The organism is Paenibacillus sp. EZ-K15 (genome assembly GCF_002573715.1).
Taxonomy (GTDB): domain Bacteria; phylum Bacillota; class Bacilli; order Paenibacillales; family Paenibacillaceae; genus Paenibacillus_AQ.
On record NZ_PDHM01000012.1, the window covers coordinates 87,097 to 110,982 of the forward strand.

The 23,886-nt window shown below is 51.0% G+C and carries 19 protein-coding genes; 17 read left to right on the forward strand and 2 right to left on the reverse strand.

What is annotated here, in order from left to right; genetic code table 11:
• Positions 1-198 precede the first annotated feature (198 nt).
• The 12 genes from CRG97_RS08485 to CRG97_RS08540 all read left to right on the forward strand — a co-directional run bounded on the left by CRG97_RS08485 (position 199) and on the right by CRG97_RS08540 (position 16,073).
• Positions 199-609: a BlaI/MecI/CopY family transcriptional regulator gene (locus tag CRG97_RS08485; RefSeq protein ID WP_076320488.1), complete on the forward strand. Its 411-nt coding sequence runs from the start codon at positions 199-201 to the stop codon at positions 607-609.
• On the forward strand, positions 609-2,483 hold the full coding sequence (locus CRG97_RS08490; RefSeq protein WP_098742623.1) for a M56 family metallopeptidase: 1,875 nt from the start codon (positions 609-611) through the stop codon (positions 2,481-2,483). The genes CRG97_RS08485 and CRG97_RS08490 overlap by 1 nt, the downstream gene beginning before the upstream one ends.
• 198 nt (positions 2,484-2,681) lie before the next feature.
• On the forward strand, positions 2,682-4,169 hold the full coding sequence (araA, locus tag CRG97_RS08495; RefSeq protein WP_098742624.1) for an L-arabinose isomerase: 1,488 nt from the start codon (positions 2,682-2,684) through the stop codon (positions 4,167-4,169).
• Positions 4,170-4,270: 101 nt separating this feature from the next.
• On the forward strand, positions 4,271-5,359 hold the full coding sequence (locus tag CRG97_RS08500; protein WP_202618899.1) for a GntR family transcriptional regulator: 1,089 nt from the start codon (positions 4,271-4,273) through the stop codon (positions 5,357-5,359).
• A gap of 95 nt (positions 5,360-5,454) precedes the next feature.
• Positions 5,455-6,144, forward strand: a complete 690-nt coding sequence (araD, locus tag CRG97_RS08505; RefSeq protein ID WP_098742626.1) for an L-ribulose-5-phosphate 4-epimerase — start codon at positions 5,455-5,457, stop codon at positions 6,142-6,144.
• A gap of 45 nt (positions 6,145-6,189) precedes the next feature.
• Positions 6,190-7,860: a ribulokinase gene (locus CRG97_RS08510; protein ID WP_098742627.1), complete on the forward strand. Its 1,671-nt coding sequence runs from the start codon at positions 6,190-6,192 to the stop codon at positions 7,858-7,860.
• A 61-nt stretch (positions 7,861-7,921) separates the two neighbouring features.
• Entirely contained in the window at positions 7,922-9,112 is a 1,191-nt protein-coding gene (locus tag CRG97_RS08515; RefSeq protein WP_098742628.1) for a sn-glycerol-1-phosphate dehydrogenase, read from the forward strand.
• A gap of 391 nt (positions 9,113-9,503) precedes the next feature.
• Positions 9,504-10,862, forward strand: coding sequence for an FAD-dependent oxidoreductase (locus CRG97_RS08520; RefSeq protein WP_098742629.1), 1,359 nt, complete (start codon positions 9,504-9,506; stop codon positions 10,860-10,862).
• Between the two features lie 46 nt (positions 10,863-10,908).
• Positions 10,909-12,201 (forward strand): citrate transporter, encoded by a 1,293-nt coding sequence (locus tag CRG97_RS08525; protein ID WP_237566343.1) that lies wholly within the window; start codon positions 10,909-10,911, stop codon positions 12,199-12,201.
• Between the two features lie 61 nt (positions 12,202-12,262).
• Positions 12,263-14,410, forward strand: a complete 2,148-nt coding sequence (locus CRG97_RS08530; protein WP_098742630.1) for a hydantoinase/oxoprolinase family protein — start codon at positions 12,263-12,265, stop codon at positions 14,408-14,410.
• Positions 14,411-14,422: 12 nt separating this feature from the next.
• Positions 14,423-15,118 (forward strand): hypothetical protein, encoded by a 696-nt coding sequence (locus CRG97_RS08535; RefSeq protein ID WP_098742631.1) that lies wholly within the window; start codon positions 14,423-14,425, stop codon positions 15,116-15,118.
• Positions 15,119-15,212: 94 nt separating this feature from the next.
• Entirely contained in the window at positions 15,213-16,073 is an 861-nt protein-coding gene (locus CRG97_RS08540) for a MurR/RpiR family transcriptional regulator (RefSeq protein WP_076320497.1), read from the forward strand.
• 283 nt (positions 16,074-16,356) lie between these two features.
• On the opposite strand, the gene CRG97_RS08545 is transcribed toward CRG97_RS08540, so the two are convergent.
• Complete coding sequence (locus tag CRG97_RS08545; RefSeq protein WP_098742632.1) at positions 16,357-17,274, reverse strand: ArsR/SmtB family transcription factor; 918 nt, start codon at positions 17,272-17,274, stop codon at positions 16,357-16,359.
• Positions 17,275-17,707: 433 nt separating this feature from the next.
• On the opposite strand from CRG97_RS08545, the gene arfA reads away from it, so the two are divergent.
• The 5 genes from arfA (at position 17,708) to CRG97_RS08570 (ending at position 22,816) form a co-directional block, all read left to right on the forward strand.
• Positions 17,708-19,195 carry an arabinosylfuranosidase ArfA gene (arfA, locus tag CRG97_RS08550; RefSeq protein ID WP_098743083.1) on the forward strand — a complete coding sequence of 496 codons (1,488 nt, stop codon included), beginning with the start codon at positions 17,708-17,710 and terminating at the stop codon, positions 19,193-19,195.
• A 161-nt stretch (positions 19,196-19,356) separates the two neighbouring features.
• The gene (locus CRG97_RS08555; protein WP_202618889.1) at positions 19,357-20,685 is read left to right on the forward strand and encodes an ABC transporter substrate-binding protein; all 1,329 of its coding nucleotides are present in this window, start codon (positions 19,357-19,359) and stop codon (positions 20,683-20,685) included.
• 78 nt (positions 20,686-20,763) lie between these two features.
• The gene (locus CRG97_RS08560) at positions 20,764-21,657 is read left to right on the forward strand and encodes a carbohydrate ABC transporter permease (protein ID WP_098742633.1); all 894 of its coding nucleotides are present in this window, start codon (positions 20,764-20,766) and stop codon (positions 21,655-21,657) included.
• Positions 21,658-21,659: 2 nt separating this feature from the next.
• Complete coding sequence (locus CRG97_RS08565; protein ID WP_098742634.1) at positions 21,660-22,493, forward strand: carbohydrate ABC transporter permease; 834 nt, start codon at positions 21,660-21,662, stop codon at positions 22,491-22,493.
• 107 nt (positions 22,494-22,600) lie between these two features.
• On the forward strand, positions 22,601-22,816 hold the full coding sequence (locus tag CRG97_RS08570) for a DUF2905 domain-containing protein (RefSeq protein WP_071223055.1): 216 nt from the start codon (positions 22,601-22,603) through the stop codon (positions 22,814-22,816).
• Between the two features lie 184 nt (positions 22,817-23,000).
• On the opposite strand, the gene CRG97_RS08575 is transcribed toward CRG97_RS08570, so the two are convergent.
• Positions 23,001-23,870 (reverse strand): YitT family protein, encoded by an 870-nt coding sequence (locus tag CRG97_RS08575; protein WP_098742635.1) that lies wholly within the window; start codon positions 23,868-23,870, stop codon positions 23,001-23,003.
• Positions 23,871-23,886 lie beyond the last annotated feature (16 nt).

Here is a 23,886-nt window from a genome sequence, read left to right on the forward strand (position 1 = left end):
GACAGGCGCTCCAAAATACGATGACATGGGTTCTTTTGCAGATCATCATGCCCACAGGCGGTGCGAATCATTTTTTCGTGTAACAAAAACGAGAAATTACGCTCTGCCAAACAAGTTGACATTACTAAACTGCAAATGTAGCATGTGTATTATAACTACATATGTAGTCTGAGTAAATTGACTTTGGAGGTTTCATGCATGAATCAAATACCACCGATTACGGATGCAGAGCTGGAAATTATGCGCGTATTGTGGACAAATCCGGACTGCCCTTCCAGCGAGGTCGTAAAACAAATGACGGATCAAATGGGGTGGAGCCCCAATACGACCCGGACGCTCCTCAGTCGTCTGGTGCAGAAGGAAGCAGCGGGTGCGAAACTGGAAAAGGGTTCAAAGCGCACCCAACTATTTTATCCGATCATCAGCGAGCAGGAGTATCTGCAGTCCGAAACCAAATCCTTCATGAAAAAGCTTTATGGGGGATCTTTAAAGCCGATGCTGGCCAACTTTCTGCAGGATAAAAAACTGAATGCGCAAGAAATCGAGGATCTAAAGGCATTGTTTGACGATAACCGCAGCGACGGGGAAACAGAAAAGAGAGAGCCCTGATGAGTCCTACATTGCATGAAAATTTATTGTCTTTTTTTGGCTGGGTGATTCGCGGATCGTTCATGGCCTCCATCCTGATCGTACTTGTGCTGATTCTACAGTTTCTATTAAGAAACAAAATTGAGGCCAGATGGAAATATTGGCTTTGGCTACCTGTAGCCATACGTTTGCTGCTCCCTTGGGCTCCGGAATCCTCGCTTAGCCTGTACAATGTTTTGTCTTTGGAGGCCATAGCACCCGGTATTCATCAACAAACTCAAGTTTCATCGGGTGGGAAGGAAGCGGGGAGAATAAGCGAGGCGACGGTTCATGTTGAGCGCTCTATAAACCCGGGAGCAAGCGGAACCTCGGAAGTACCTGCTCCATCCCTTGAATCGGGACTCGTGCAGGAGAGCGGCTTTTGGTGGAATGGGTTCAACCAAATAGGCTTCACCAATACGCTGATTGCGGTTTGGTTTGCGGGCGTGCTGCTTCTTGCCGCGAAAACGATATACGACCAGCTTCGATTGAAACAAGCCCTGCGCGCGGGCCGAAAGATAGATACGCCTTTTCTATCGGCAGTGTTTCACGAGACGAAACAGCAATTAGGCGTGAAGCAAAACGTGCAATTTCTGTCCAGCGAGCGAATTCCTGGACCTGCCGTGGTCGGTTTTAGCAAGCCGGCGATCGCCATTTCGCCCAGTCTGCTCATCACGCTGAAAAAAGATCAACTTCAATATATTCTGGCGCATGAGTTCGCACATATTCAGCGGCGGGATGTCGCCGTGAACTGGTTGATGCATACCATCCTGATCATCCATTGGTTTAATCCGTTATTATGGCTAGCCGTACGTAAAGCAAGACAGGATCAGGAGATGGCTTGCGATGCATGCGCCTTGAATCGGATGAGCCCGCAGCAAAACAATGCATACGGACAAACGATCATCCACGTGTTGGAGCATTTTTCAGGAAACCAACGCCAGCCGGGGCTTGCCGGCCTGTCCGCCACACATAAACAAATGAAAAGGAGACTTACGATGATTAAACATTTTCACAAAAAATCATACCGTCTATCCATTCTGGCGATGGGGATGATTATCGCGCTTGGCAGCGTGACATTGGTTAATGCTAAGGAAAGCGATGCAGGGAGCGTAACACCACAGGCTCCCGTGCAATCGGAACAGGATTCAAAAGCTGTTGTGAATAACGTGCCGGATATGATTTATCCCGAGGGAGATATAGACCGCGAGCTCTACAAGAAAGAACTGGAAAAGGCACAGAAAAAAGCAGAAGTTGCAGCCAAGGCTCTAACTCCAGAGGAAAAGAAGTATATCGAAGCTGAGACCCATAGAGTGAAGAAGCTAAGTAATGAGACAGGCGATATGTACGTTCTATATCATAAATATAAGGATCTTAACAGCGGACTCGACCTAAGTTATTGGGGAGGGATAGAAACATTCTCCGCTTACGAGGACTACTTGAAAAGAGCTTCCACGCTGGAAGGTTCCATTCTGAAGCAGCCCGCCAACTTGCCGGAGGGATATAAGTTTTCCAAAGCGAGAATTGAAGGTCCAACCGAAGGCACGTTCCTTGATGAAGTAAGGGCCGAAGGCAAGAAGAGCGGTAAACCCGTCTATGCGAAAAGGATAGATTGGAAAGAGGCGGCAACCATCCGTCTTGAATATACGAACGGGAAAGACACACTGGCCATTTCTAAATATACGTTGGATTCAGAGGGAAGTAAGAAAGGTTTCTTTGAGGATGACTTCCCGGCGCATATCTATCCAAAATACGTGTTTTGGCATGAAGGCGGCTTCGAATACAGCATTTCAGCCACATGGGATATGTCCAAAGAACAGAAGATCGAAATGCTGAAAGCAGCGGTGCAGAAATAATATTTTGCCAAATATACGATTACATGAAAAAAGCCTGGTTTTCCAGGCTTTTTTTATTTTGATCTTGCTATTTTTGAGATGCGGGGGTAGAATGTGAGTGATTCAACTTGTACGTACATTTATGATAAATTGGGTTTAATTTGTTTATAGGTATGTACAAATTTGTGAGCAAGCATTCATACAGGAGGCGTTATAATTATGAATTTGAAACCGCATTCTTTTTGGTTCGTCACCGGAAGCCAGCACTTGTATGGCCCCGAAACGCTGGAGCAGGTAGCTGAGCATTCCCGCATCGTGGCAACGGAGTTTGATAAAGATCCTGTATTTTCCTATCCTATTGTGTTCAAGCCGATCGTAACGACACCCGATGAAATATACAACCTGATTCTTGAGGCCAACAATGATGAGTCCTGCGCAGGTATCATGACCTGGATGCACACCTTCTCCCCGGCCAAAATGTGGATCGCGGGTCTATCCCAATTGCAGAAGCCGCTTCTTCATTTCCATACCCAATTCAACCGGGATATCCCTTGGGAAACGATTGATATGGACTTTATGAACTTGAACCAGTCCGCGCACGGTGATCGCGAGTATGGTCATATTGGTGCCCGTCTCGGTATTGCTCGCAAGGTGGTTGTGGGCCATTGGGAAGACGGGGAGGTTCGAGGCAGCATTGCCGGCTGGATGAGGACCGCTGCGGCCTATGCCGAAAGCCGCAGGCTGAAAGTGGCCCGCTTCGGCGATAATATGCGCCAAGTGGCGGTAACCGAAGGGGATAAAGTAGAAGCGCAAATCAAGCTTGGCTGGTCCGTGAACGGTTATGGCATCGGCGATCTTGTGCAGTCCATGAATGAAGTTGGCGATGAAGAGGTTAAGGCGCTCCTGAACGAATATGCGGAGTTGTATTCCATAACCAAGGAAGGGCTTAGCGACGGTCCCGTGCGCGATTCGATTGCGTATCAAGCCCGGATCGAGATTGCGCTTCGTCGTTTCCTGGAAGAGGGCGGCTTTGGCGCATTCACGACGACCTTTGAGGATCTGCATGGAATGAGGCAGCTTCCGGGACTCGCCGTACAGCGTCTGATGGAGTCGGGTTACGGCTTCGGCGGGGAAGGGGATTGGAAAACAGCTGCCCTGACGCGTGTATTGAAGGTGCTTGCGGGCAATAAAAGCACTTCCTTCATGGAGGACTACACCTATCACCTCGAGCCAGGGAATCATATGATTCTTGGATCGCATATGCTGGAGGTATGTCCGACCATTGCACTGGATAAACCGACGCTGGAAGTTCATCCACTCGGGATCGGAGGCAAGGGAGATCCCGCGCGACTCGTGTTTAACGGCCAAGACGGCCCGGCGGTTAATGCTTCCCTGATCGATCTGGGTCACCGCTTCAGACTGCTGGTGAATGTCGTGGATGGCGTCAAGGTGGAGCAGCCGATGCCGAAGCTGCCGGTAGCCCGTGTGCTGTGGAAACCGCAGCCATCGCTCCGCGAATCTGCGGAAGCGTGGATATTGGCCGGCGGAGCGCATCACACCGTTCTCTCTTATGCCATGACGGCTGAGCATTTGAGCGATTGGGCGGAGATGGTCGGCATTGAAGCGGTCATTATTGATAAGGATACAACGATACCGCGCTTCAAGAACGAGCTCCGCTGGAGTGAAGCCGCATACCGCCTGCGGTAACTGGTTCTGTCAGCATTCCCCTGGCCTGTGTTACAATAGCGAGATAACTTAGGATTGCAGGTGATCCTAACATAATGAGTGCGTGAGGCTAGAGGTGAATGATGAATAATAGACGGATACCCAAATATATTGTATTAAAAAACGAACTGCTCTCCTGGTTTGAATCCGGCCGGCTTCAAGCGGGCAAACAAGTTCCTTCGGAGCATGAAATCGCCGACCAGTTCGGCGTAAGCCGCCAGACGGTCCGCCAAACCTTCGGCGAATTGGAGAAGGAAGGCTGGCTGGAACGGATTCAGGGCAAAGGGACGTTCGCTAGAAATCCCGAGCGGCGGGAGAGCAAGCAGGTTAAGACGATTGGCATCATAACAACCTATATCTCGGATTATATTTTCCCGCATATCGTTCGGGGAGCGGAGGCGGAGCTGCGCAGCAAGGGATACCGCCTGCTGCTCTCCAGTACCGATAACAACAAGGAGAAAGAGATGGAGAGTCTTCAGCTCATGACCAGCCAGCCGCTTAGCGGGCTGATTATCGAGCCGACCAAGAGTGCGGAGGGCAACCCGAATTTGACGTATTTCCTATCCCTGCAGGAGAAGGGAATCCCGTTTTTGATGATCAATGAGAAGTATCGGGAGCTGGAATGTCCTTGTCTGAAGCTTGATGATGAGCTTGGCGGTTACAAGGCTACACGTCATTTGATCGAGAACGGACACCAGGCGATCGCCGGATTCTTCAAACGGGACGATCTTCAGGGTGTGAACCGGCTGAAAGGCTTCTTACGTGCGCATCGCGAGGCGGGAATTCCCGTTTCGCCGGAGCGGGTGGTTACGTATACAACGGAACAGAAGGGAAGTTTTCCGTATGATCAGGCCGTCCAGTTGCTGAAGCAGCCGGATGAGCTGCGACCGACGGGGTTTGTATGTTATAACGACGAGCTGGCTGTGTCTTTAGCAGAGGCTGCCGGACAATGCAAGCTGCAAATCCCGCAGGATGTGTCCCTGGTCGGGTTCGATGATTCAACGCTAGCCGAAGCTTCCGGCGTGAAACTGACAACGATGACCCACCCGAAGACAGAGATGGGGATTATGGCGGCCAGACAATTAATTAGCATGATTGAGCATCATAGCGTTATAGAGGATACGGTATTTCAACCGGAGCTGGTGGAGAGAGAATCGGTGAAGAAACGGTAGAGGATAAGGGAGTGATAGGTCCGAAGTTTCGGACCCTTGTTTGTAAACTTGTACGTACAACTACATTTTTGAAATATAGAGAGGAGCGGTTGTTCATGTTGGAGGATTTAAAGCAGCAGGTGCTGGAGGCGAATCTGGAGCTTCCGATGCACGGACTCGTTACCTTTACATGGGGAAATGTAAGCGGTATCGACCGTGAACGGGGACTGTTTGTCATTAAGCCAAGCGGCGTGCCTTACGAGGATTTAAGAGCGGACGACATGGTCGTGCTGGATTTGAAGGGAAATGTCGTTGAAGGCGATTTGCGACCATCCTCCGATACCCCGACACATCTGGTCCTCTATCAGAACTTTAAAGAGATCGGCGGAATTGTGCATACCCACTCTCCATGGGGAACGAGTTGGGCTCAAGCCGGACGCGCGCTTCCTGCTTACGGAACAACGCACGCCGACTATTTTTATGGGGAAATTCCGGTTACGCGGCCCATGACCCGCGAAGAAATCGAGGGGGCCTACGAGTTGGAGACGGGCAACGTCATTGTTGAGCGATTCGCAGACCTGGATCCGAACATGGTGCCTGGCGTGCTTGTCCATTCGCATGCCCCATTCGTGTGGGGCAAGGATGCGCATAACGCGGTTCATAATGCGGTAGTGTTGGAGGAGTGCGCCAAGATTGCAGCCCGGATGCAGCAGATTAATCCGGAAACCGAACCGATGGATCAGACGCTGCTGGATCGCCATTTTTTACGGAAGCATGGAGTTAATGCCTATTACGGTCAAAAGTAACGCTTGTATTCATCATTCATGATTTCATCTGTAGGAGGAAATGAGATGGGGAATAAATACACCATTGGTGTCGATTACGGAACGCAGTCCGGGCGTGCGGTGTTGGTTAATCTGGCTGACGGGCAGGAAGTAGCGGATCATGTTACGCCTTACCGGCATCATGTCATCGATGAGTTTTTACCGGTTTCAGGGAAGAAGCTGGAGCACGACTGGGCGCTTCAGCATCCGGGCGATTATCTGGAGGTTCTAAAGGTATCCGTGCCTGCCGTCATCCAGCAATCCGGGATTGATCCGGCGGATGTGATTGGCATCGGCATTGATTTTACGGCTTGCACCATGCTGCCCGTTGACGAGCTTGGGGAGCCGCTCTGCTTCCAAACGGAGCTGGCCGACCAGCCGCACAGCTGGGTTAAGCTGTGGAAGCATCATGCCGCCCAGCCGGAAGCGGACAAGATCAACGCGATTGCCGCCGAGCGCGGAGAAGCCTTTTTGCCCCGTTATGGCGGGAAGATTTCTTCCGAATGGATGATTGCAAAGGTCTGGCAAATTCTTGACGAGGCACCGGCGATCTATGAACGTACGGATAGATTCTTAGAAGCTACCGATTGGGTCATTTCCCAAATGACAGGCCAGATTGTCCGCAACAGCTGTACGGCTGGCTACAAGGCGATATGGCATAAGCAAGACGGATATCCAAGCAAGGAATATTTTAAGGCGCTGGATCCCCGGTTGGAGGATCTGGCCGATACGAAGCTGCGCGGAGGGGTCCGCCCCCTTGGGAGCAGCGCAGGCGGTCTGACTGAGAAGATGGCGGGGATGATGGGCTTAACTCCAGGGATTGCTGTGGCCGTCGGTAATGTTGATGCTCATGCCGCGGTGCCTGCGGTCGGTGTTGTCACACCGGGCAAGCTGGTGATGGCGATGGGCACATCGATCTGCCATATGCTGCTCGGTACCGAAGAGAAGCAGGTTGAAGGCATGTGCGGTGTCGTCGAGGACGGCATCATTCCCGGATTATACGGTTATGAAGCTGGGCAATCGGCCGTAGGCGATATTTTTGAATGGTACGTCGAGGAAGCGCTTCCCGCGTATGTAAAAGAAGCTGCGTCCGAGGAAGGGATCGGCGTGCACCAATGGCTTGAGCGGGAAGCGGCTGCATACAAGCCGGGTCAAACCGGTCTGCTCGCACTGGATTGGTGGAACGGCAACCGTTCCGTGCTGGTGGATACGGATCTGACCGGGCTGATGTTAGGGATGACGCTGTTGACTAAGCCGCAGGAAATCTACCGCACCTTGCTTGAGGCGACCGCATTCGGCACGCGCAAAATCGTGGACGCTTTTCACGAAAACGGTGTCGCCGTAGATGTCCTGTATGCATGCGGCGGACTGCCGCAGAAGAACCGTCTCTTGATGCAGATATATGCGGATGTCACCAATCGCGAAATCATGGTGGCTGACTCCAAACAGACGCCGGCACTTGGCGCTGCTATGTTTGCCGCAGTCGCAGCGGGTCAGGCGCAAGGCGGGTATGATTCGATTATCGATGCCGCCGAGAAGATGGCACGGGTGAAGGAAGAGACCTTCAAACCGATTCCGGAGCATGTGGAAGTGTATGAGCAGCTGTATCAGGAATACAGCAAGCTGCATGACTATTTTGGCCGGGGCGAAAATGACGTGATGAAGCGGCTGAAGCGGATTAAGCAAACGGCTGAATAGGCCCTGGCAGACTAGAAGCCTGAATAAATACGGCAGGATGGGATGAAGGGGAGGAACGAACGTGACGGATTACTTGAACGATGCAAAAGGTTTAATGAACCGGATTAGGGAGCTACAGCCTGCGTTCCGCGGACTAGAAACCATGGTCCTTGAGCCCGGCGCTGTGCTTGACGTGTCTCCGTATCTTAACCGGCAGGGCCTTGGTTCACCGATCGTTGTTGCAGATGCGAATACGTATGAAGCAGCGGGTCAAAAGCTGGTGCAATGCCTAGAAGCCGATGGTCTGAAGCCCCGGCTGTGTCTGATTCAGCCAGATGAGCAAGGCGACGTTGTGGCGGATGAACGCTCCTTAATGCAGCTGTTTATCGAAGTGGAGCCTGAAGGGACAGGGTGTCTGATCGCTGTGGGGTCCGGGACCATTCATGACATTACGCGCTTTGTGAGTCATCGGAGCGGCAAGCCGTTCATTTCGGTACCTACGGCACCTTCGGTTGACGGCTTTACTTCGGCGGGCGCGCCGATCGTGGTCCGGGGAGTCAAGCAAACCTTTGCGGCCACGGCTCCGATCGCGATATTCGCCGATCCGGACATTCTTGTGAAGGCACCGCAGCCGCTGGTAGCGGCAGGTTTTGGCGATATGCTCGGCAAATATACATCGCTGCTGGATTGGAAATTCTCTTCGACCACGGCCGGCGAACCCTATGATGATCAAGTAGCGGCCATTACGGAGAAGGCGCTTCAGGCATGCATTCAGCATGTGGAGGCGATCGGCCAGCGCACGGAGGAAGGCATACGCATTCTGATGACGGCGTTGATCGAGTCGGGGATCGCGATGCTGCTGTTCGGTCAGTCCCACCCTGCCTCCGGGGCGGAACATCATCTGTCGCATTATTGGGAGATAGAGTACTTGCGCCGCGGCAACCGGGCCCTGCTGCATGGTGCCAAAGTGGGGGTGGCCTGCAGCGAAATATCGAGCCTTTATCACGACGCGGCCGATAAGGGAGTGTATCCTAATGCCAAGCCTACGCATTGGGAGACATATGGAGAGCAGATTCGGGAGTGGCTGCGCAAGGTCCCTTCGAAGGAGAAGATCGCTGAGCTGCTGCGGCAAGCCGGAGGTCCGTCCACTCTGCAGGAGCTGGGCATTGATGACGAGCTGTTCCGGGAGAGCCTGCGGGAGGCCCACTCGCTGCGCGACCGGCATACTATTTTGAGGGCTCTGAACGAGGAAAAGGTTGAGGTAAGGTCATAAGGAGAGTTATTTTAAGCGGATTGCAGGATGCGAACTAAAGATTGCACAGTGATCGATTCTGGTTTTGCTATTCGCATCTTTATAGTAGAGATTATGTTTTGTCAAAGAAGAAAGGGACTTTCAATGATCATTGAAAGTCCCTTTTTTGTGTTTTGAAATTCAGTATATTATTTTGGACGCGCGGAGCAGATCGCCGGAGCAAGCTTCGGTAATTTTTTTTATTGTATATGCCGTAACAGATAGATTAAGAACGATTAGAAAATAATAAACATAATTTGCGGATATATAGAAAATAATTTTCTTGTAAGCCTTTACATTTAACTTTTTGTTTGATAGGCTATGGATAAAGCAGCAAATCATACATCACTAAATCAGAAGGAGCGAGGATGATATGGGAAACAGGCTGAAGTATGATGTGGTGGTCATGGGCGGCGGCATATCGGGAGCAATGGCAGCCGTTGCGGCATCGAGTTTAGGGGTGAAGACGCTGATCGTAGAGTCCCATGGGTTTCTTGGCGGGACACTTACTGCGAATGGGGTAGGGCCGATGATGACATTCCATGCGGGAGAGAAGCTTGCCATTCAAGGGTTTACAGATCAGCTGATTGAACGGCTGAAGAGGCAGGGCAAGTCGCCGGGGCATATTTTCGATACGGTTGGATTTACGTATTCGGTTACCCCGTTCGATGCCGAAGCGATGAAGCATGAGTTGGAGCTGATGGTCACCGAGAACGGAGGGGAGATTCTGTATCATACGATGCTGGCCGGCGTGAGGACAGAGGACGGACGAATCGTCAGCATCACAGTATGCAATAAATCAGGTTTGAGCGATATCGAGGCGTCTGTGTTTATCGACGGGACGGGAGACGGTGATTTGTCCGTCGGGGCAGGGGCCGAGTTCACCAAGGGCAGGGAATCCGATGGGGCCATGCAGCCGATGACGTTGAAGATGAAGATGTACAACGTCGACATTCCGAAGGTAAAACAATATATTCACGCCCATCCGGAAGACTTTCCACTGTATCAGGGCGACACGTCCATCATCGAGAAGGCGCCTCGCTTGTCGGTAGGCGGGTTCGACAGTCTGTTTAAACTGGCGAAGGAGAGGGGCGAGATCTCGATTCCGCGAGAGAATGTGCTATTCTTCGAGACCAATAACCCGGGCGAGGTCATCCTGAATACGACCCGGATCCTCGGTCATGATCCGACGGATGCGTTCAGTCTGAGCAAGGCGGAGATGGAAGGGCGGAAGCAGTGCCGCGAGCTAGAGCTGTTCATGCGCAAGTATATTCCGGGCTTTGAGCATGCGGTTGTGGAATCGACCGGCCCGAATATTGGCATTCGGGGATCCCGCCAGATTAAGGGCGTGTACACGCTAACGGCCGATGATTTGCTGGAACAGCGGCTGTTCGAAGATACGATCGCGCATTCTGGCTACCCGATCGATATTCATAGTCCGGACGGCGAAGGTACGAAGCATCAGAAGCTGGAATGGGGCGGTATGTACAGCATTCCTTATTCCTGTATGATCACGGATTCTGTGCAGAACCTGATCGTCATCGGCCGATGCATTTCGGCTACCTTCGAAGCACAGGCAGCGATGCGGACGACGCCGACGACGGGGGCGATCGGCCATGCCGGCGGGGTAGCATCCGCGTTGGCCGCGAAGAAAGGCGTTCGCGTCCGGGATGTGGACATCAAGGAAGTGCAGTCCGTGCTGAAAGCACAGGGCGCTTATTTAGAAATATAGATGAAGATAAGCCTATTGAGAACTTGATTCGAGAGGAGAATACAACGTGACATCTTTCATGTGGGTTCAAGCCATCGGCATTTTACTAGTTTTTCTTGTGTTTGTCGGGTTAATGATGACCCGGAAGCTTCCGACCATTCTGGCCCTGCCCTTGATGGCGATTCTGTTTGCCGTCATTGCCGGCGTGCCGTGGATGTCGAACGATCCCGAGACGACCACGATTGCCAAGACGATTCTCTCATCCGGCTCGATGAGGTTATCGGGCGCCATCGCAGGTTTGGTGTTCGGGGCCTGGTTTGGACAAATTTTGAATAAAGTCGGCATTACCAAGTCGATTATTCGAAAAGCGGCCGAGCTTGCAGGTGACAAGCCGATGCTGATTGCGGTCCTGTTTTTCGCAACCGCATCCATTATTTTCTCGGCGGCCGGCGGACTGGGCATGGTCATCCTGGTCGGTACCATCGTCATTCCGATTATGCTGACGGCGGGCATCTCCCAGTTTGTCGCATCCATCGTCGTTATTTCCGCCGTCGGCGTCGGCGCGCTGTTCAACGTCTCCAACTGGGCCGTTTATGTTGATGTGCTGGGCCTCTCGGTTCAGACGATTGCGGATTATACGCTGGTCGCCGCGCTGCCGCTCATTCTTGTGTCGCTTGGGATGATTATATTCTACATCAAGCGGGACGGCAAAGGCCGCAAAGCATGGGCGATGCCGACTGCTTCCGGAGGAGAAGGCAAAAAAGTGCCAACCTTTGCCCTCATTAGCCCGCTTGTGCCGGTCATTCTCGTCTTTGCATTCAAGCTCGACATTGTCCCGGCGGTGGTCATTGGCGCGTTGGTTACGATACTGCTGACCTGGCCGAAGCGGCCGATTCATGTCCTGTCCAGTGCGCTGGTGGAAGGGATTCAGGACGTTGCCGGCGCGATGGCGCTCATGATCGGCATCGGCATTCTGTTGAATTCCGTTATGGCGCCACAGGTGTCGGCACTGATCAGCCCGTTGATTGAAGCTGTGCTGCCGACCAACCCGTTGATGTATATTCTGTTCTTCACGTTGCTATCTCCGCTCGCCATCTACCGTGGGCCGCTGAACGTATGGGGCCTGGGCAGCGGTATTGCCGCTCTGTTCGTGTCAGCGGGTATGACCCCGGTCGCGGCGATGCTGGCGCTGCGCGTCGTCAGCAATGTGCAGGCCGTATCCGACCCGACGAACTCGCATAATGTGTGGGTCGCGGATTTTACGAAGAGCGATATTAACGATATTTTGAAAAAGACGCTTCCTTGGATGATGGTTGCGGTGCTGATTTCGATGGTGTTGGGTTCATTCATGGTCTTTTAGAAGCAGATAGAATCCGGGCGGAGACTTGCGAGTGTCTGCCCGTTGTCGCAGGAGGAGAACGATGGAGAGAAGAAAAGTAAGGGTCGGGATTGATGTCGGAGGCACCTTCACGGATGCGGCCGTCATTGACAATGAGACGTACGAGGTTATTGGGAAGATGAAAATTCCGACGACACATCATGACGAAGATGGTGTGGCGAAAGGGATTGTACAAATATTGAAGCGGATTTTGGAGAGCGAGGGCATTGCTCCGGACGATGTGACCTTTATCGCCCACGGGACGACGCAAGCGACGAACGCCTTGCTGGAGGGGGATGTGGCCCGTGTCGGCATTATCGGCATGGGTTCCGGCCTTGACGGCATGAGCGCGCGCTCGGAGTCGAATCCCGGGGACATTGAGCTGGCGCCGGGCAAATATTTGAAGACGTACCATACGTACCTTGATTCCAAAAATTTGCGGGATGAGGATATCGAAGCGGCGATTGACGAACTTGCGCGGCAGGGGGCGGAAGTGATCGTCGCTTCCGAGGCGTACAGCGTTGATGATCCGGCCAATGAGCTTCGTGTCGTTGAGATAGCGAGCCGCAAAGGCATGTATGCTACCGGCGGGCATGAAATTTCCCAGTTGTATGGACTCAAGACACGGACAAGAACGGCGGTCGTGAATGCATCTCTCATTCCGAAAATGATGGAAACGGCGAATATGACAGAGAAATCCGTCAAACATGCGAATATTCAATCCCAGCTTATGATTATGCGCTGCGACGGCGGCGTTATGAGTATCGACGAGGTGCGCAAACGTCCGATATTGACGATGCTGTCGGGACTTGCCGCCGGTGTTGCCGGTGTGCTGATGTATGAAAAGGTGTCGGATGGCATCTTTTTCGAGGTCGGCGGCACAAGCGTCGATATTTCCGTCATCAAAAACGGGAAGGTCATGATCAAGAATGCCCAAGTCGGCGGCCACCGGACTTATTTGCAGTCCTTGGATGTCCGGACGCTTGGCATTGCCGGCGGAAGCATGATTAAGGTGGCGAACGGGAACATCATCGATGTCGGCCCGCGAAGCGCCCATATTGCGGGCCAGGAATACGAGGCGTTCGCCGGGGCGGAGCAGATCGTCAATCCGAAGGTCAAGTTCGTCAGCCCGCGGGAAGGGGATCCGGCCGAATATATTATTTTGGAGAGTGAGACCGGCAAGGAATTCTCCTACACACTGGCCGGCGCGGCCAACATTCTCGGTTATATTCCGGAGGGCGATTACGCGCGAGGGAACAAGGAAGCGGCCGTGCGGGCATGGGAAGCCCTTGCCGACCATGTAGGCCTGAGCATCGAGGAGGCCGCCAGACAGGTTATGAATATCGCGATTGATAAGACGATGAAGACCGTCAATGAGATGATCGAAGACTATGAGCTGGATCGCTCGTTTGTGACGTTGGTCGGCGGCGGAGGCAGCGGGGCCGTGCTCGTTCCGGCGATGGCGGAACGGGAGCGGTTCCGCTTCCAGATCGCTAATAACGCGCCTTATGTATCGACCATAGGCGTCGCCCTTGCGATGGTGAAGGAGCAGCTGGAGAGAACCGTCGTGAATCCGACGGAAGAGGATATCAAGCGCATTCGGTCCGAGATCGTCGAGCGCATCGTCAAATCCGGCGCAAGTGAGGATACGGTCGAGGTAACGATCGAGATTGATAGCCAGAAAAATATTTTGCGGGCAGTCGCTACCGGCTCGACAGAGCTTCGCTCCAAAGATCTGGGTCAGCAAGCGCTGTCGGTCGAGGAGATGGCCGCCATAGCCGCTAGCTCAGTCGATCAACCGGCGGCCAGCATGAAGCTGGCGTCCCAGTGCGGCCGGTGGAGCCTATTCGCCTGCGAGGAGACGAAGAAATCATTTTTCGGACTGATCAAGAAGAAAACGACCTATGTGAGCGTGCTCGATCGGGAAGGCGTCGTCCGGTTCAAGAAGGGGAACGTCCACTTCGCGAAGCTGACCAAGGCTCAGTTCGGGGACCGATTACAAGATTTTTTGGATGACAATACGATCTATTCCGATGCAAACGCGACGATCCCGAAGGTATTCGTCTTTTATCGGGAGAAGATGCTTGATTTGACCGGAATGCAGACGAAGGAGCAGTTGATGTCGATTCTCGAGATCGAGACGGAGATGCTGACACAGGAAGAAGAATTGATCGTCGTTGTTTATCAGTAAGGAGGGGAAGGTATGCCGGAGCCGGACGAGGTTATCCGCCGATTGATGGAAGAGGAAGGGGCTGATGAGTTGCTGGCGTGCGCGGAGCTGGAGCAGGACCCTCTTTTCCACAAAATACCGAAGGATCGAATAGCTTACTATGTAAGCATGTCACTTAAACGGGGCAGAGAGACGGCGGCTGCCTACAAGAACAAAGGCAAGTCCATCCGGGAGCTGTGTCAGATGGAAGGCTTACAGTATCAAGTGACGAATCGGTCCGGCACTTTCCACAACGTCAGCTTCCGCGCGCAGATTGATTTCGCGAAGAGCCCGCCGGCGATTATCATCTATGCCTCGTCGCTCCGCGATATGCGGCAGGCGTACCGGACGGTGATGGGGAATGGATGCGAGGAGCGGGAACAGGAGCTGGAGCGGCTGATCGACCTTCATTTAGCGCATGAGTTTTTTCATTATACGGAATACCGGGCGGGGCAGTTCACGAATGAGACGCTGGAGCCGATTGATATGTTCAAGCTGGGAAGCTGGTATACGAAAAGGTCAAGCATCGTGAAATGTAGTGAAATCGCGGCGCATGCATTCTGCAAAACGATACTGGGCCTGCCCTGCTTGCCGAATGTGCTCGATTACGCGTTTCTTGTAGAGACGAGGGCGATGGATGCAGGTGAGCTTAGCCGGCGGGTGGAATATTGGAAGATGATGTTGGCCTGATTTTATCATTACTTCCCTTGATATGATATAATGGGGTGTACTGGCGAAGTTACCGGATTCGCATTTTTCCCATTGGCAGTCAGGAGGAGGTACCATGTCTTCACAGGTTCCGGCGGTTATCGCAAAAATTGTATCGCAAACTCAAAAACTAACATACGGTGAAAATCAGATCGCCAATTTTGTTATACACAATCCGGAATTCATCACCCGTAACACCATTACGGCTATCGCGAATGAAATCGGTGTGTCCGAGACAAGCATCAACCGTTTTTGCAAAAAGGTGGGCTTCAAAGGGTTCAACGATTTTAAAATCGCGTTCGCCCAAGATGCGTTTTACCGGGATATGCAGGCCAAGAAGAAAGAGAGACGCGAGATTAACGTCATTGATGCGCTGGCTCTCGACTATAACGAACTGATCGTTAACACTTCGGCGCTCATTACGGAAGATCAGCTTCATCAAGTGGTCAAGCTGCTGAAGGGCGCGCGCCGAATCCTCCTCATCGGCTTGTTCGATTCGTTCCTCGCGGCCATGGCATTGAAGAACCGGCTCGCGATTATCGGCGTTCATGCTGATGCAATCAATGACAGCAGGGAAATGAAAATCGCGGCCTCCCAATGCGGTCCCGAGGATGTCGTAATTGCCTTCTCCCGTTCGGGTTCGACCCGGGAGATTATCGATGCCGTCAACATCGCGCAGGTCAATCAGGCCAAGACCGTGGCAGTCACCTGTTATGACTCATCGGCGATTACAGAAAATGCGGTGGTCGATATTATTGCGCCAGATAAAATCTCGGTCAATAACAGCGCTTTTATGTCCAACCATATCACGTTTCTGTTTGTCGTCGATCTCATTATGAGCGTTTTCATTTCATCGGATAAGCAGTATTTGAAGAAAAAGCTGGACAGCGAAGGAATATTGGCAAGCGATCAATCGATAACGAATTATTTTCTGTGATTGTAGAAACAAAACGCTCTTGTCGCGCAAATGCGCGGCGGGGGCGTTTTTTAATGCAGCTTATGACTTGTTGTTTTGGCGGTTATGGGAAATGGGGAGAGCGAGTAGATATTCGATATTCTTATCGTTCAAGCCCGCGCCTGCTTTCAGCATGTCCGCACAAACAAGCAGGAGCAGGGTGTCCCTGCTCCTGCTGTTTTCCATACTTTAGTGGATAAACGTATCGAACCCATGCAGATGTTAACCTACTATAGTGATTCTTGTTCACCCTTCATTCGACTCTCTAGCCTTCCTTCACATCATACAGTACGCGAGCCAACAGGTCCTGGCTGTAGTTGCCGAAATGCTTGCCGTAAATGGTTAAGCCGCGTTTATTAACAGATTGTTCGTTAACGGCGATCTTGAAGGTGAGCTCGCTTTTGTAATCAAGCTGAATCTGGTCCAGACCAACATCCGAGATGCGGCATCCATCGATAAAGCTACCTTCCTTATTAATTCGGATTAGCTTCAGCATGCCGTATTGGTTCAAATGAGGCGGCCACCATTCGGGGTTGAAAGTACCGCGTTTGTCCCCGAAATCCCCCGGACTTGTCCAGCTGCCAATCTCGATCCCGTTTACGTAAAAGAAAATGTCCGATGGATAATTGTCGCAATATCCCGGCGCCTCGGAGCCAAGCTCTAACGAGAATTGAATCTCGCGGAACGATTGATTGGACTTCAAATAATTCGGAATACGGTATTCCAGGAATCCTTCGGTAAGCCAGATGATCTCCGAGTTGATCCGCTCCGGATCGGCGAAATAGCGCGGATCGTCAAAATCTCCGATGATGCTGTCCTTGGTCGCAAGCCCGCAGGTCGGGGTGGCCTGGTAATCGCTGTAATGGCCAACCTGAATCTCCACCTCGTACAAGTTATCCATATCCTTGCTGCGAAGATCAACCATCAGGGTGTCTTTATTCAGGTAACAGATCTTCTGAATACCGTGTTTACCACCCGTGGTATTAATTTCGATCAGGCCACTATCTTCCAATTTCTTGATATGCATGGTAATAGCGCCATTGCTGAGGTTCAGCCTGTTCGCGAGATCGTTTAAGTTTAGACTTTGGTTCTTGGCTAGCAGCTCCAGAATTTGAATGCGAATTTCCGAGCTGAGCGCTTTAAAGATATCAAGCCCGCTCATTAAATCTTTAATGTAGATCATCTTATCTCAAACCTTCTTCCGATTAAAGGATTTATATAACCATGGTAATAGGTACAGAGGGGTAAAAAGGTTTATTTTAAACAATTATAAATCAATATGTGCGTTAAATAAAGATGTGATCTAATTCTTCAAAAATTTCATTAGAAAACCAAGAATTCCAATACTCAAAATCATTTTATTTCAAGTTATTATAAAAACAATAATTCAAAATACAAGAGAAATCAGTGTTTCACACCGTCATTTAGCTGACTTTTAGAAAATTAATTCATTTATTTCTAATTTATATAAATCATTTTATGTTTGTGTATTTACAGCGAACCTCTCATATGATATTTTATATTTGAAAACGAATTCATTCAGTATTATTTGAAATGATTCATAATTACATCAACGGAAGGTGAAGGACTTGGCAGCTGAGAAATTGAAAGCACGAATGATCGTGGATAAGTCGTTTCGGATCGCGCAAGTTGATAACCGCATATATGGTTCGTTCATTGAACATCTTGGCCGCGCTGTATATGGCGGCATTTACGAACCCGGCCATGAAACTGCGGATGCAGGTGGTTTTCGCAACGACGTGAAGGATTTGATCAAGGAACTGGATGTCCCGATTATAAGATATCCCGGCGGAAATTTTGTGTCAGGTTATGACTGGGAAGATGGCGTAGGTCCTGTAGCCGAACGGCCGAAACGGCTGGAGCTGGCGTGGAGAACGCTGGAGCCGAACGATGTCGGCACGAATGAGTTTATTTCCTGGGCCAAGGAAGTGGGCTCGGACGTTATGATGGCCGTGAACCTGGGTACTCGAGGGATCGACGCTGCCAGAAATCTGCTGGAATACACCAACCATCCCGGAGGCACATACTGGAGCGATCTAAGACGCAGTCATGGTTATGAACAGCCGCACAAGATCAAAACCTGGTGTCTTGGCAACGAGATGGATGGGTCTTGGCAGATCGGACACAAGACCTCGACAGAATACGGCCGGCTTGCACTGGAAACGGCAAAAGCCATGCGGCTCGTCGATCCGACCATTGAACTGGTTTCATGCGGAAGCTCAAGCACCGGGATGCCGACATTCCCTGAATGGGAAGCCGTAACGCTGGATCATACGTACGAGGCGGTTGATTACATATCGCTGCATCAATATTACGGTAACCGTGATAACGATACCGCCAACTATCTGGCACTTTCCCTGGATATGGATCACTTTATTCATACGGTCAAATCCACCTGCGATTACATCAAGGCCAAGAAACGCAGCAAAAAGACGATGTATCTCAGCTTCGACGAGTGGAATGTCTGGTACCATTCCAATGACGCCGACAGGCAGATTGATCCATGGAGCATCGCTCCGCCTCAGCTGGAGGATGTGTATAATTTCGAGGATGCGATTCTTGTCGGCAGCATGCTGATCACCTTCCTGCGCCACGCAGACCGGGTGAAGATGGCTTGCCTGGCACAGCTCGTCAACGTAATCGCGCCGATTATGACCGAGAACGGCGGCCGTTCTTGGAAGCAGACCATCTTTTATCCGTATCTTCACGCTTCGAAATTTGGCCGGGGCGTATCGCTGCTGCCAATCGTCGAATCACCGAAGTATGATTCCAAGGATTTTACCGATGTTCCGTATCTTGATAGTGCGGTCGTTCATAATGAAGAGGATGAAGAAATTACGATTTTTGCCGTGAACCGTCATCTGGAGGAAGCATTGGAGCTGGAATGTGATGTGCGCAGCTTTGAAGGCTACCGGCTGCTGGAGCATATCGTGATGGAGCATGAGGATCTGAAAGCGGTGAATACCGCATCCGAGGAAAGAGTCAAACCACATCATCCGGGTGGAGCTAAACTCGATAACGGTATGGTTACCGCAAGGCTTGCCAAGGCATCATGGAACGTTATTCGCTTGAAAAAAGCTTAAGAAAAAGCAGCGGGCAGTTCTCACCAGGGGCTGCCCCATCTCCCAAACAGTCATATCAAATTACACACATTATGAAAGCGCTTTATTTCTGGATGGTAGCAGAAGTACCGATTATTGAAGTGTAGGTTTGTATGAACGAAAATTAAGGGAGGTCCAGTAAGATGATGAAAAAATGGGTGATTGTATTCACGGTATTATGTATGACATTGTTCTTGTGGGGATGCGGTAAATCGAACAATGCCGGCGGCGAAACCTCGGTTCTGGATGGAGGGGCAGGGGAAAGCGCCACAGAGCTGTCTTATTGGACGTTTGTTGAGCTGCACGGACAGCATTTTGAGAAAATGCTGGGCAAGTGGAATGCCGAGAATCCCGAACGCCAGATTAAACTGAACGTGACGGTCATGCCGTATGACGACATGCATAACAAATTATCCATTGCGGTTCAATCGGGGACTGGGGCACCCGACATTGTGGATATCGAGCTTGGGAAGTTTCCGGATTTTCTGTCCGGCACGCCGCAGCTGGAACCGCTCAATGATGTCATTGATCCATACCGGGACACCATCGTTAAATCCCGAATTGACCTATACAGCAAGGAAGATACGAATTACGGCATCCCGACCCATGTTGGCGCGTCCGTTGCCTTCTATAATACCGAGATTTTGGAGGAGGCTGGGGTTAACTATCAGGATATCGTAACTTGGGAGGATTTTAAGCAGGCAGGTATCCAGGTGTATGAAAAAACAGGCAAGTACATGGGAACAGCCGATACAAGCGCAGCCTGGCAAGCTTCCATGCTATTGGCGCAGCAAGACGCGGATCTGACGGACGATTCCGGCAATCCGATCGTGAACTCGGAAGCGATGGTGAAAGCCATGACGCTCCTCAAGGACCTGCAGGATAACAATGTCATAGCAACCATTGCCGGCGGCCAGCCGGATACCGAAGAAGCATATGGAGAGTTTAATGCAGGAAATTACGCTACGGCCTTCATGCCGCTGTGGCAAATGTCCAGATACACCAACTACATGTCCGACTTGTCCGGGAAAATAGCCATCGCGCCGATACCGGTCATTGAAGAAGGAATGCCAAGATCGGTTGGCGGCGGCGGCACCGGCACGGTTGTTACCAAGACGGCAAAAGACGTACAACTGGCGAAAGACTTTCTGGCATTCGCCAAGCTGTCCCTGGATGCTAATAAAGAGATTTGGAACACGCTTGGATTCGATCCGGTCAATATGGACGTTTGGGATATGAAAGATGTTACGCACAATGCCGAGAATCAGTTCGTCAAATATTTTGTTAATAACCCGTTTGATGTCTTGAATGAGATCCGGGATGAAATCCGGTTAATCAAATCGACCTCCGCATCGCCTACCATCAACAACGTCCTGTGTACAACAACCTTCAATGAGATTTTCGAGGATGGCAAAGACATTACTGAAGCTTTGAACGATGCCCAGAAACAAATCGAACAGGAATTGAAATGACACTCGCTCACGGGGTCCCAAAACATAGAGCTGCTCATGGAATCGTTAATGGGCGGCTCTCATTAAAGGAGTAGAATCATGATTAAAAAATTTCTGTACTCGCAAAAGGTTGCTCCTTATGTGTTTGTCCTGCCGTTTATTCTGGTGTTCCTTATATTCTGGGTGCTGCCGCTGGGCAGCTCATTTGGCATGAGCTTTCAGAAGACGCAGCTGGGGCAGGAAGCGGATTGGATCGGTTTGGCTAATTACGGAAAGCTGATGGGGGATGGCGTCTTTCTGAAGGCGGTCACGAACAGCGCGATATACATGATCCTGACGCTCCTTATCCTGATTCCGTTTCCGATGCTGTTCGCGGTATTGATTAACAATAAGTTCATGTGGGGAAGAGAATTTTTTAAGTCATCCTTTTTCTTCCCGGCATTGACGTCGGTTGTTGTCGCAGGTACCATTTTCAGGCTCATGTTCGGCGAGATGGAAGGGTCGCTCATTAACAGTTTACTGGGGTGGTTCGGGATCGACCCGGTGAAGTTTCTGAAGGGACAGGTTACCGGGTTTATTGCTCTGGTGGCGCTTGCCACATGGCGGTGGACGGGCGTCAATATGCTCTATTTTTTATCGGGGCTCAAAAACATCCCGGGTGAATATTATGAGGCGGCATCCATCGACGGGGCCTCGGCCTTTCAGAAGTTTACCAAAATCACGATGCCTTTGTTAAAGCCAACCACGATATATGTGTTAACGATCAGCATTTATGCGGGGCTTGCCATGTTTATTGAGAGCATGATGCTCTGGAACGGCAACAACTCCCCCAAAAACATCGGCCTCACGATTGTCGGTTATCTGTACCGTCAAGGCATTGAGAAGAACAATCTAGGTTATGCGGCCGCTGTAGGGATTGTGCTGCTGGCGATCACCATGATCATTAACCTGACGCAGCTGACGCTCTCCGGCATGTTCAAGAAGGAGGATTGAGAATGAGAAGAGAAACGCTGATCAAAATAATCCTCTTCATTTTGTTCTCCATACTGTGCTTTCTGATCCTGGTTCCTTTTTATGCCGTCACCATTGCTTCATTTAAACCTGGCGAGGATTTGATCCGGTATGGGCTGAATTTGAAATTTGACCTGTCGGTGATGAGCCTGGACAATTTCACTTACCTGTTTACGGGCGATCATTCTTATTTTATGTGGTTTTTTAACTCCTTGCTCCTTACGGTGGTGCAGGTTACATTAACCCTGCTGGTCAGCGCAACGGTTGCCTATGGGTTTGCAGCCTATGATTTCATCGGCAAAAATTTCTTGTTCATCTGCGTGCTTCTGATTATGATGGTTCCTTTTGAAATTCTTCTTCTTCCGTTATACTCCCTGACGTATAACCTTGGCCTTATGAATTCGTACTCGGCGATTGTGCTGCCGGGGATCGCAAGCGCGGCTACGATCTTTTTCTTCAGGCAGTATTTAAGAGGGGTTCCAAAAGAAATGATTGCGGCAGGGCGGGTGGACGGCGCGACGGAATACGGAATCTATGTGCGGCTGATCTTGCCTGTGATGAAGCCATCCTTCGCTGCCATGGCGATCCTGAACGGCATGAACAGCTGGAACAACTTTCTGTGGCCGTTCATGGTGCTCAGTGACGATAGCAAGTATACCCTTCCGATCGGATTAAAGACGCTCTTGACCCCTTACGGGAACAATTATGATTTATTGATTGTCGGCTCCTTCTTCTCGATCATTCCGATCTTTATTTTGTTCATGGCCTTCCAGAAGTATTTTATCGACGGGATGACGGCGGGGGCGGTGAAAGGATGATCACTCGATAGGAAGGGCCTGGCCTTGCATGCGGCATCTCAAATCCTTTATGATACAAGGAAACCTGCGTGTTTCATGTTTGATTTGATGAATGAGGTGACCGTATCGTGCATCCTGTAACTCGGGCTCTATTGTGGATTGGCGGCGCTCTGATCGTGATCGGGCTGCTCTGGCCTGTCATTGGACGATTTGTCGGCCGGCTGCCGGGTGACATCGTGGTGGACAAACCCCATGTCAAAATTTATTTTCCGATCGTAACCTGCCTCGTCATCAGCGTGGTGGGCTCGTTGATTCTGTTTCTGATCCAACAATTTCGTAAATAGCAGGGATTTCATAAGAAAAACGTCTATCGACGTACTTTCTCAGAAGACAGACCGCGGTTAGGGGATGTTTTTCTTGCGATATCAGGAAGGCCTAAGCTTCGGAGTTTATACTTTCTGATATCTTAAAAAAACAGGCCGGCTAGGGCAAACCCTTAGCCGGCCTGTTTACATGGAAGAGAGAAACTTACTTCTGAATGATGGTAATCTCGGCATTCGGATCCAGGCTTCTCACGATGGATTTGAATCTGGGCATCTCCAGAATGTGAACCCGATAGATCAGCTGCGTCGAACCGATGGTTTCACCTTCATACATAGAGTCATCTTTAGGGTCAGCAGTTTGGGATTCATACCCCATGATGGCTTTCATGGTATGCTGGATTTCCAATTCGCTCACGCTGCGAATCCGGACCTCTCGTTTAAGCGGAAGGCTCGAAGTTGTAATACGTCCGGTCTCCAGTGCCATGAGACATGCGATCGCAGAGTACATCGCTCGTTCCCAGCCGAGAAGCAGCCCTGCCAATGTCAGTACGCATGTATTGACCATGATATGGATGTACGGCAGCTTTAGGCGGGTTAGCAGATGTGATATCTGCTGCGGAATCTTGGGCATTTGGAGTGTGTCCAGGACGACGCCGTAACGAAGGCCGAGACCGATGCCCAGCCCAAGGAAAATGCCGCCGATGCCTGCGCTCCCGATCTTGCTGTCGATGAGAGCGGGAACCGGAAAGAACAGGATCGAGCATACGGAAAAAGTAAGCAGTCCGACGGTGGCAATGACGGCTTTTTCCCGGTTGGCCCCACGGTAGACCAGCAGGAGCAGGGGCAGATTTAATGCAAACAGAAACATGCCTGTATGAAGTCCCGTCAGATGCGAGGCGAGCGCGGAAATTCCCGTTACGCCGCCCGCGATGATGCCGCCGGGAACAAGAAATAAATCCAAACCGAACGCCGCTATCAGGCCTCCGATGGCAGCCATGCTCATTCTTCTTCGTGTACTTGACTTGCTTACGGTCTCTTGCGGACCGTTCGTTACCCGAACCGGGGCTTGAACCATAGGCAATGTACCCTCC

Coding starts and splice junctions, on each gene's coding strand:
- CRG97_RS08485 (WP_076320488.1), top strand. CDS start 199: ATGAATCAAATACCACCGATTACGGATGCAGAGCTGGAAATTATGCGC.
- CRG97_RS08490 (WP_098742623.1), top strand. CDS start 609: ATGAGTCCTACATTGCATGAAAATTTATTGTCTTTTTTTGGCTGGGTG.
- araA (WP_098742624.1), top strand. CDS start 2,682: ATGAATTTGAAACCGCATTCTTTTTGGTTCGTCACCGGAAGCCAGCAC.
- CRG97_RS08500 (WP_202618899.1), top strand. CDS start 4,271: ATGAATAATAGACGGATACCCAAATATATTGTATTAAAAAACGAACTG.
- araD (WP_098742626.1), top strand. CDS start 5,455: ATGTTGGAGGATTTAAAGCAGCAGGTGCTGGAGGCGAATCTGGAGCTT.
- CRG97_RS08510 (WP_098742627.1), top strand. CDS start 6,190: ATGGGGAATAAATACACCATTGGTGTCGATTACGGAACGCAGTCCGGG.
- CRG97_RS08520 (WP_098742629.1), top strand. CDS start 9,504: ATGGGAAACAGGCTGAAGTATGATGTGGTGGTCATGGGCGGCGGCATA.
- CRG97_RS08530 (WP_098742630.1), top strand. CDS start 12,263: ATGGAGAGAAGAAAAGTAAGGGTCGGGATTGATGTCGGAGGCACCTTC.
- CRG97_RS08535 (WP_098742631.1), top strand. CDS start 14,423: ATGCCGGAGCCGGACGAGGTTATCCGCCGATTGATGGAAGAGGAAGGG.
- CRG97_RS08540 (WP_076320497.1), top strand. CDS start 15,213: ATGTCTTCACAGGTTCCGGCGGTTATCGCAAAAATTGTATCGCAAACT.
- CRG97_RS08545 (WP_098742632.1), bottom strand. CDS start 17,274: ATGATCTACATTAAAGATTTAATGAGCGGGCTTGATATCTTTAAAGCG.
- arfA (WP_098743083.1), top strand. CDS start 17,708: ATGATCGTGGATAAGTCGTTTCGGATCGCGCAAGTTGATAACCGCATA.
- CRG97_RS08555 (WP_202618889.1), top strand. CDS start 19,357: ATGATGAAAAAATGGGTGATTGTATTCACGGTATTATGTATGACATTG.
- CRG97_RS08560 (WP_098742633.1), top strand. CDS start 20,764: ATGATTAAAAAATTTCTGTACTCGCAAAAGGTTGCTCCTTATGTGTTT.
- CRG97_RS08565 (WP_098742634.1), top strand. CDS start 21,660: ATGAGAAGAGAAACGCTGATCAAAATAATCCTCTTCATTTTGTTCTCC.
- CRG97_RS08575 (WP_098742635.1), bottom strand. CDS start 23,870: ATGGTTCAAGCCCCGGTTCGGGTAACGAACGGTCCGCAAGAGACCGTA.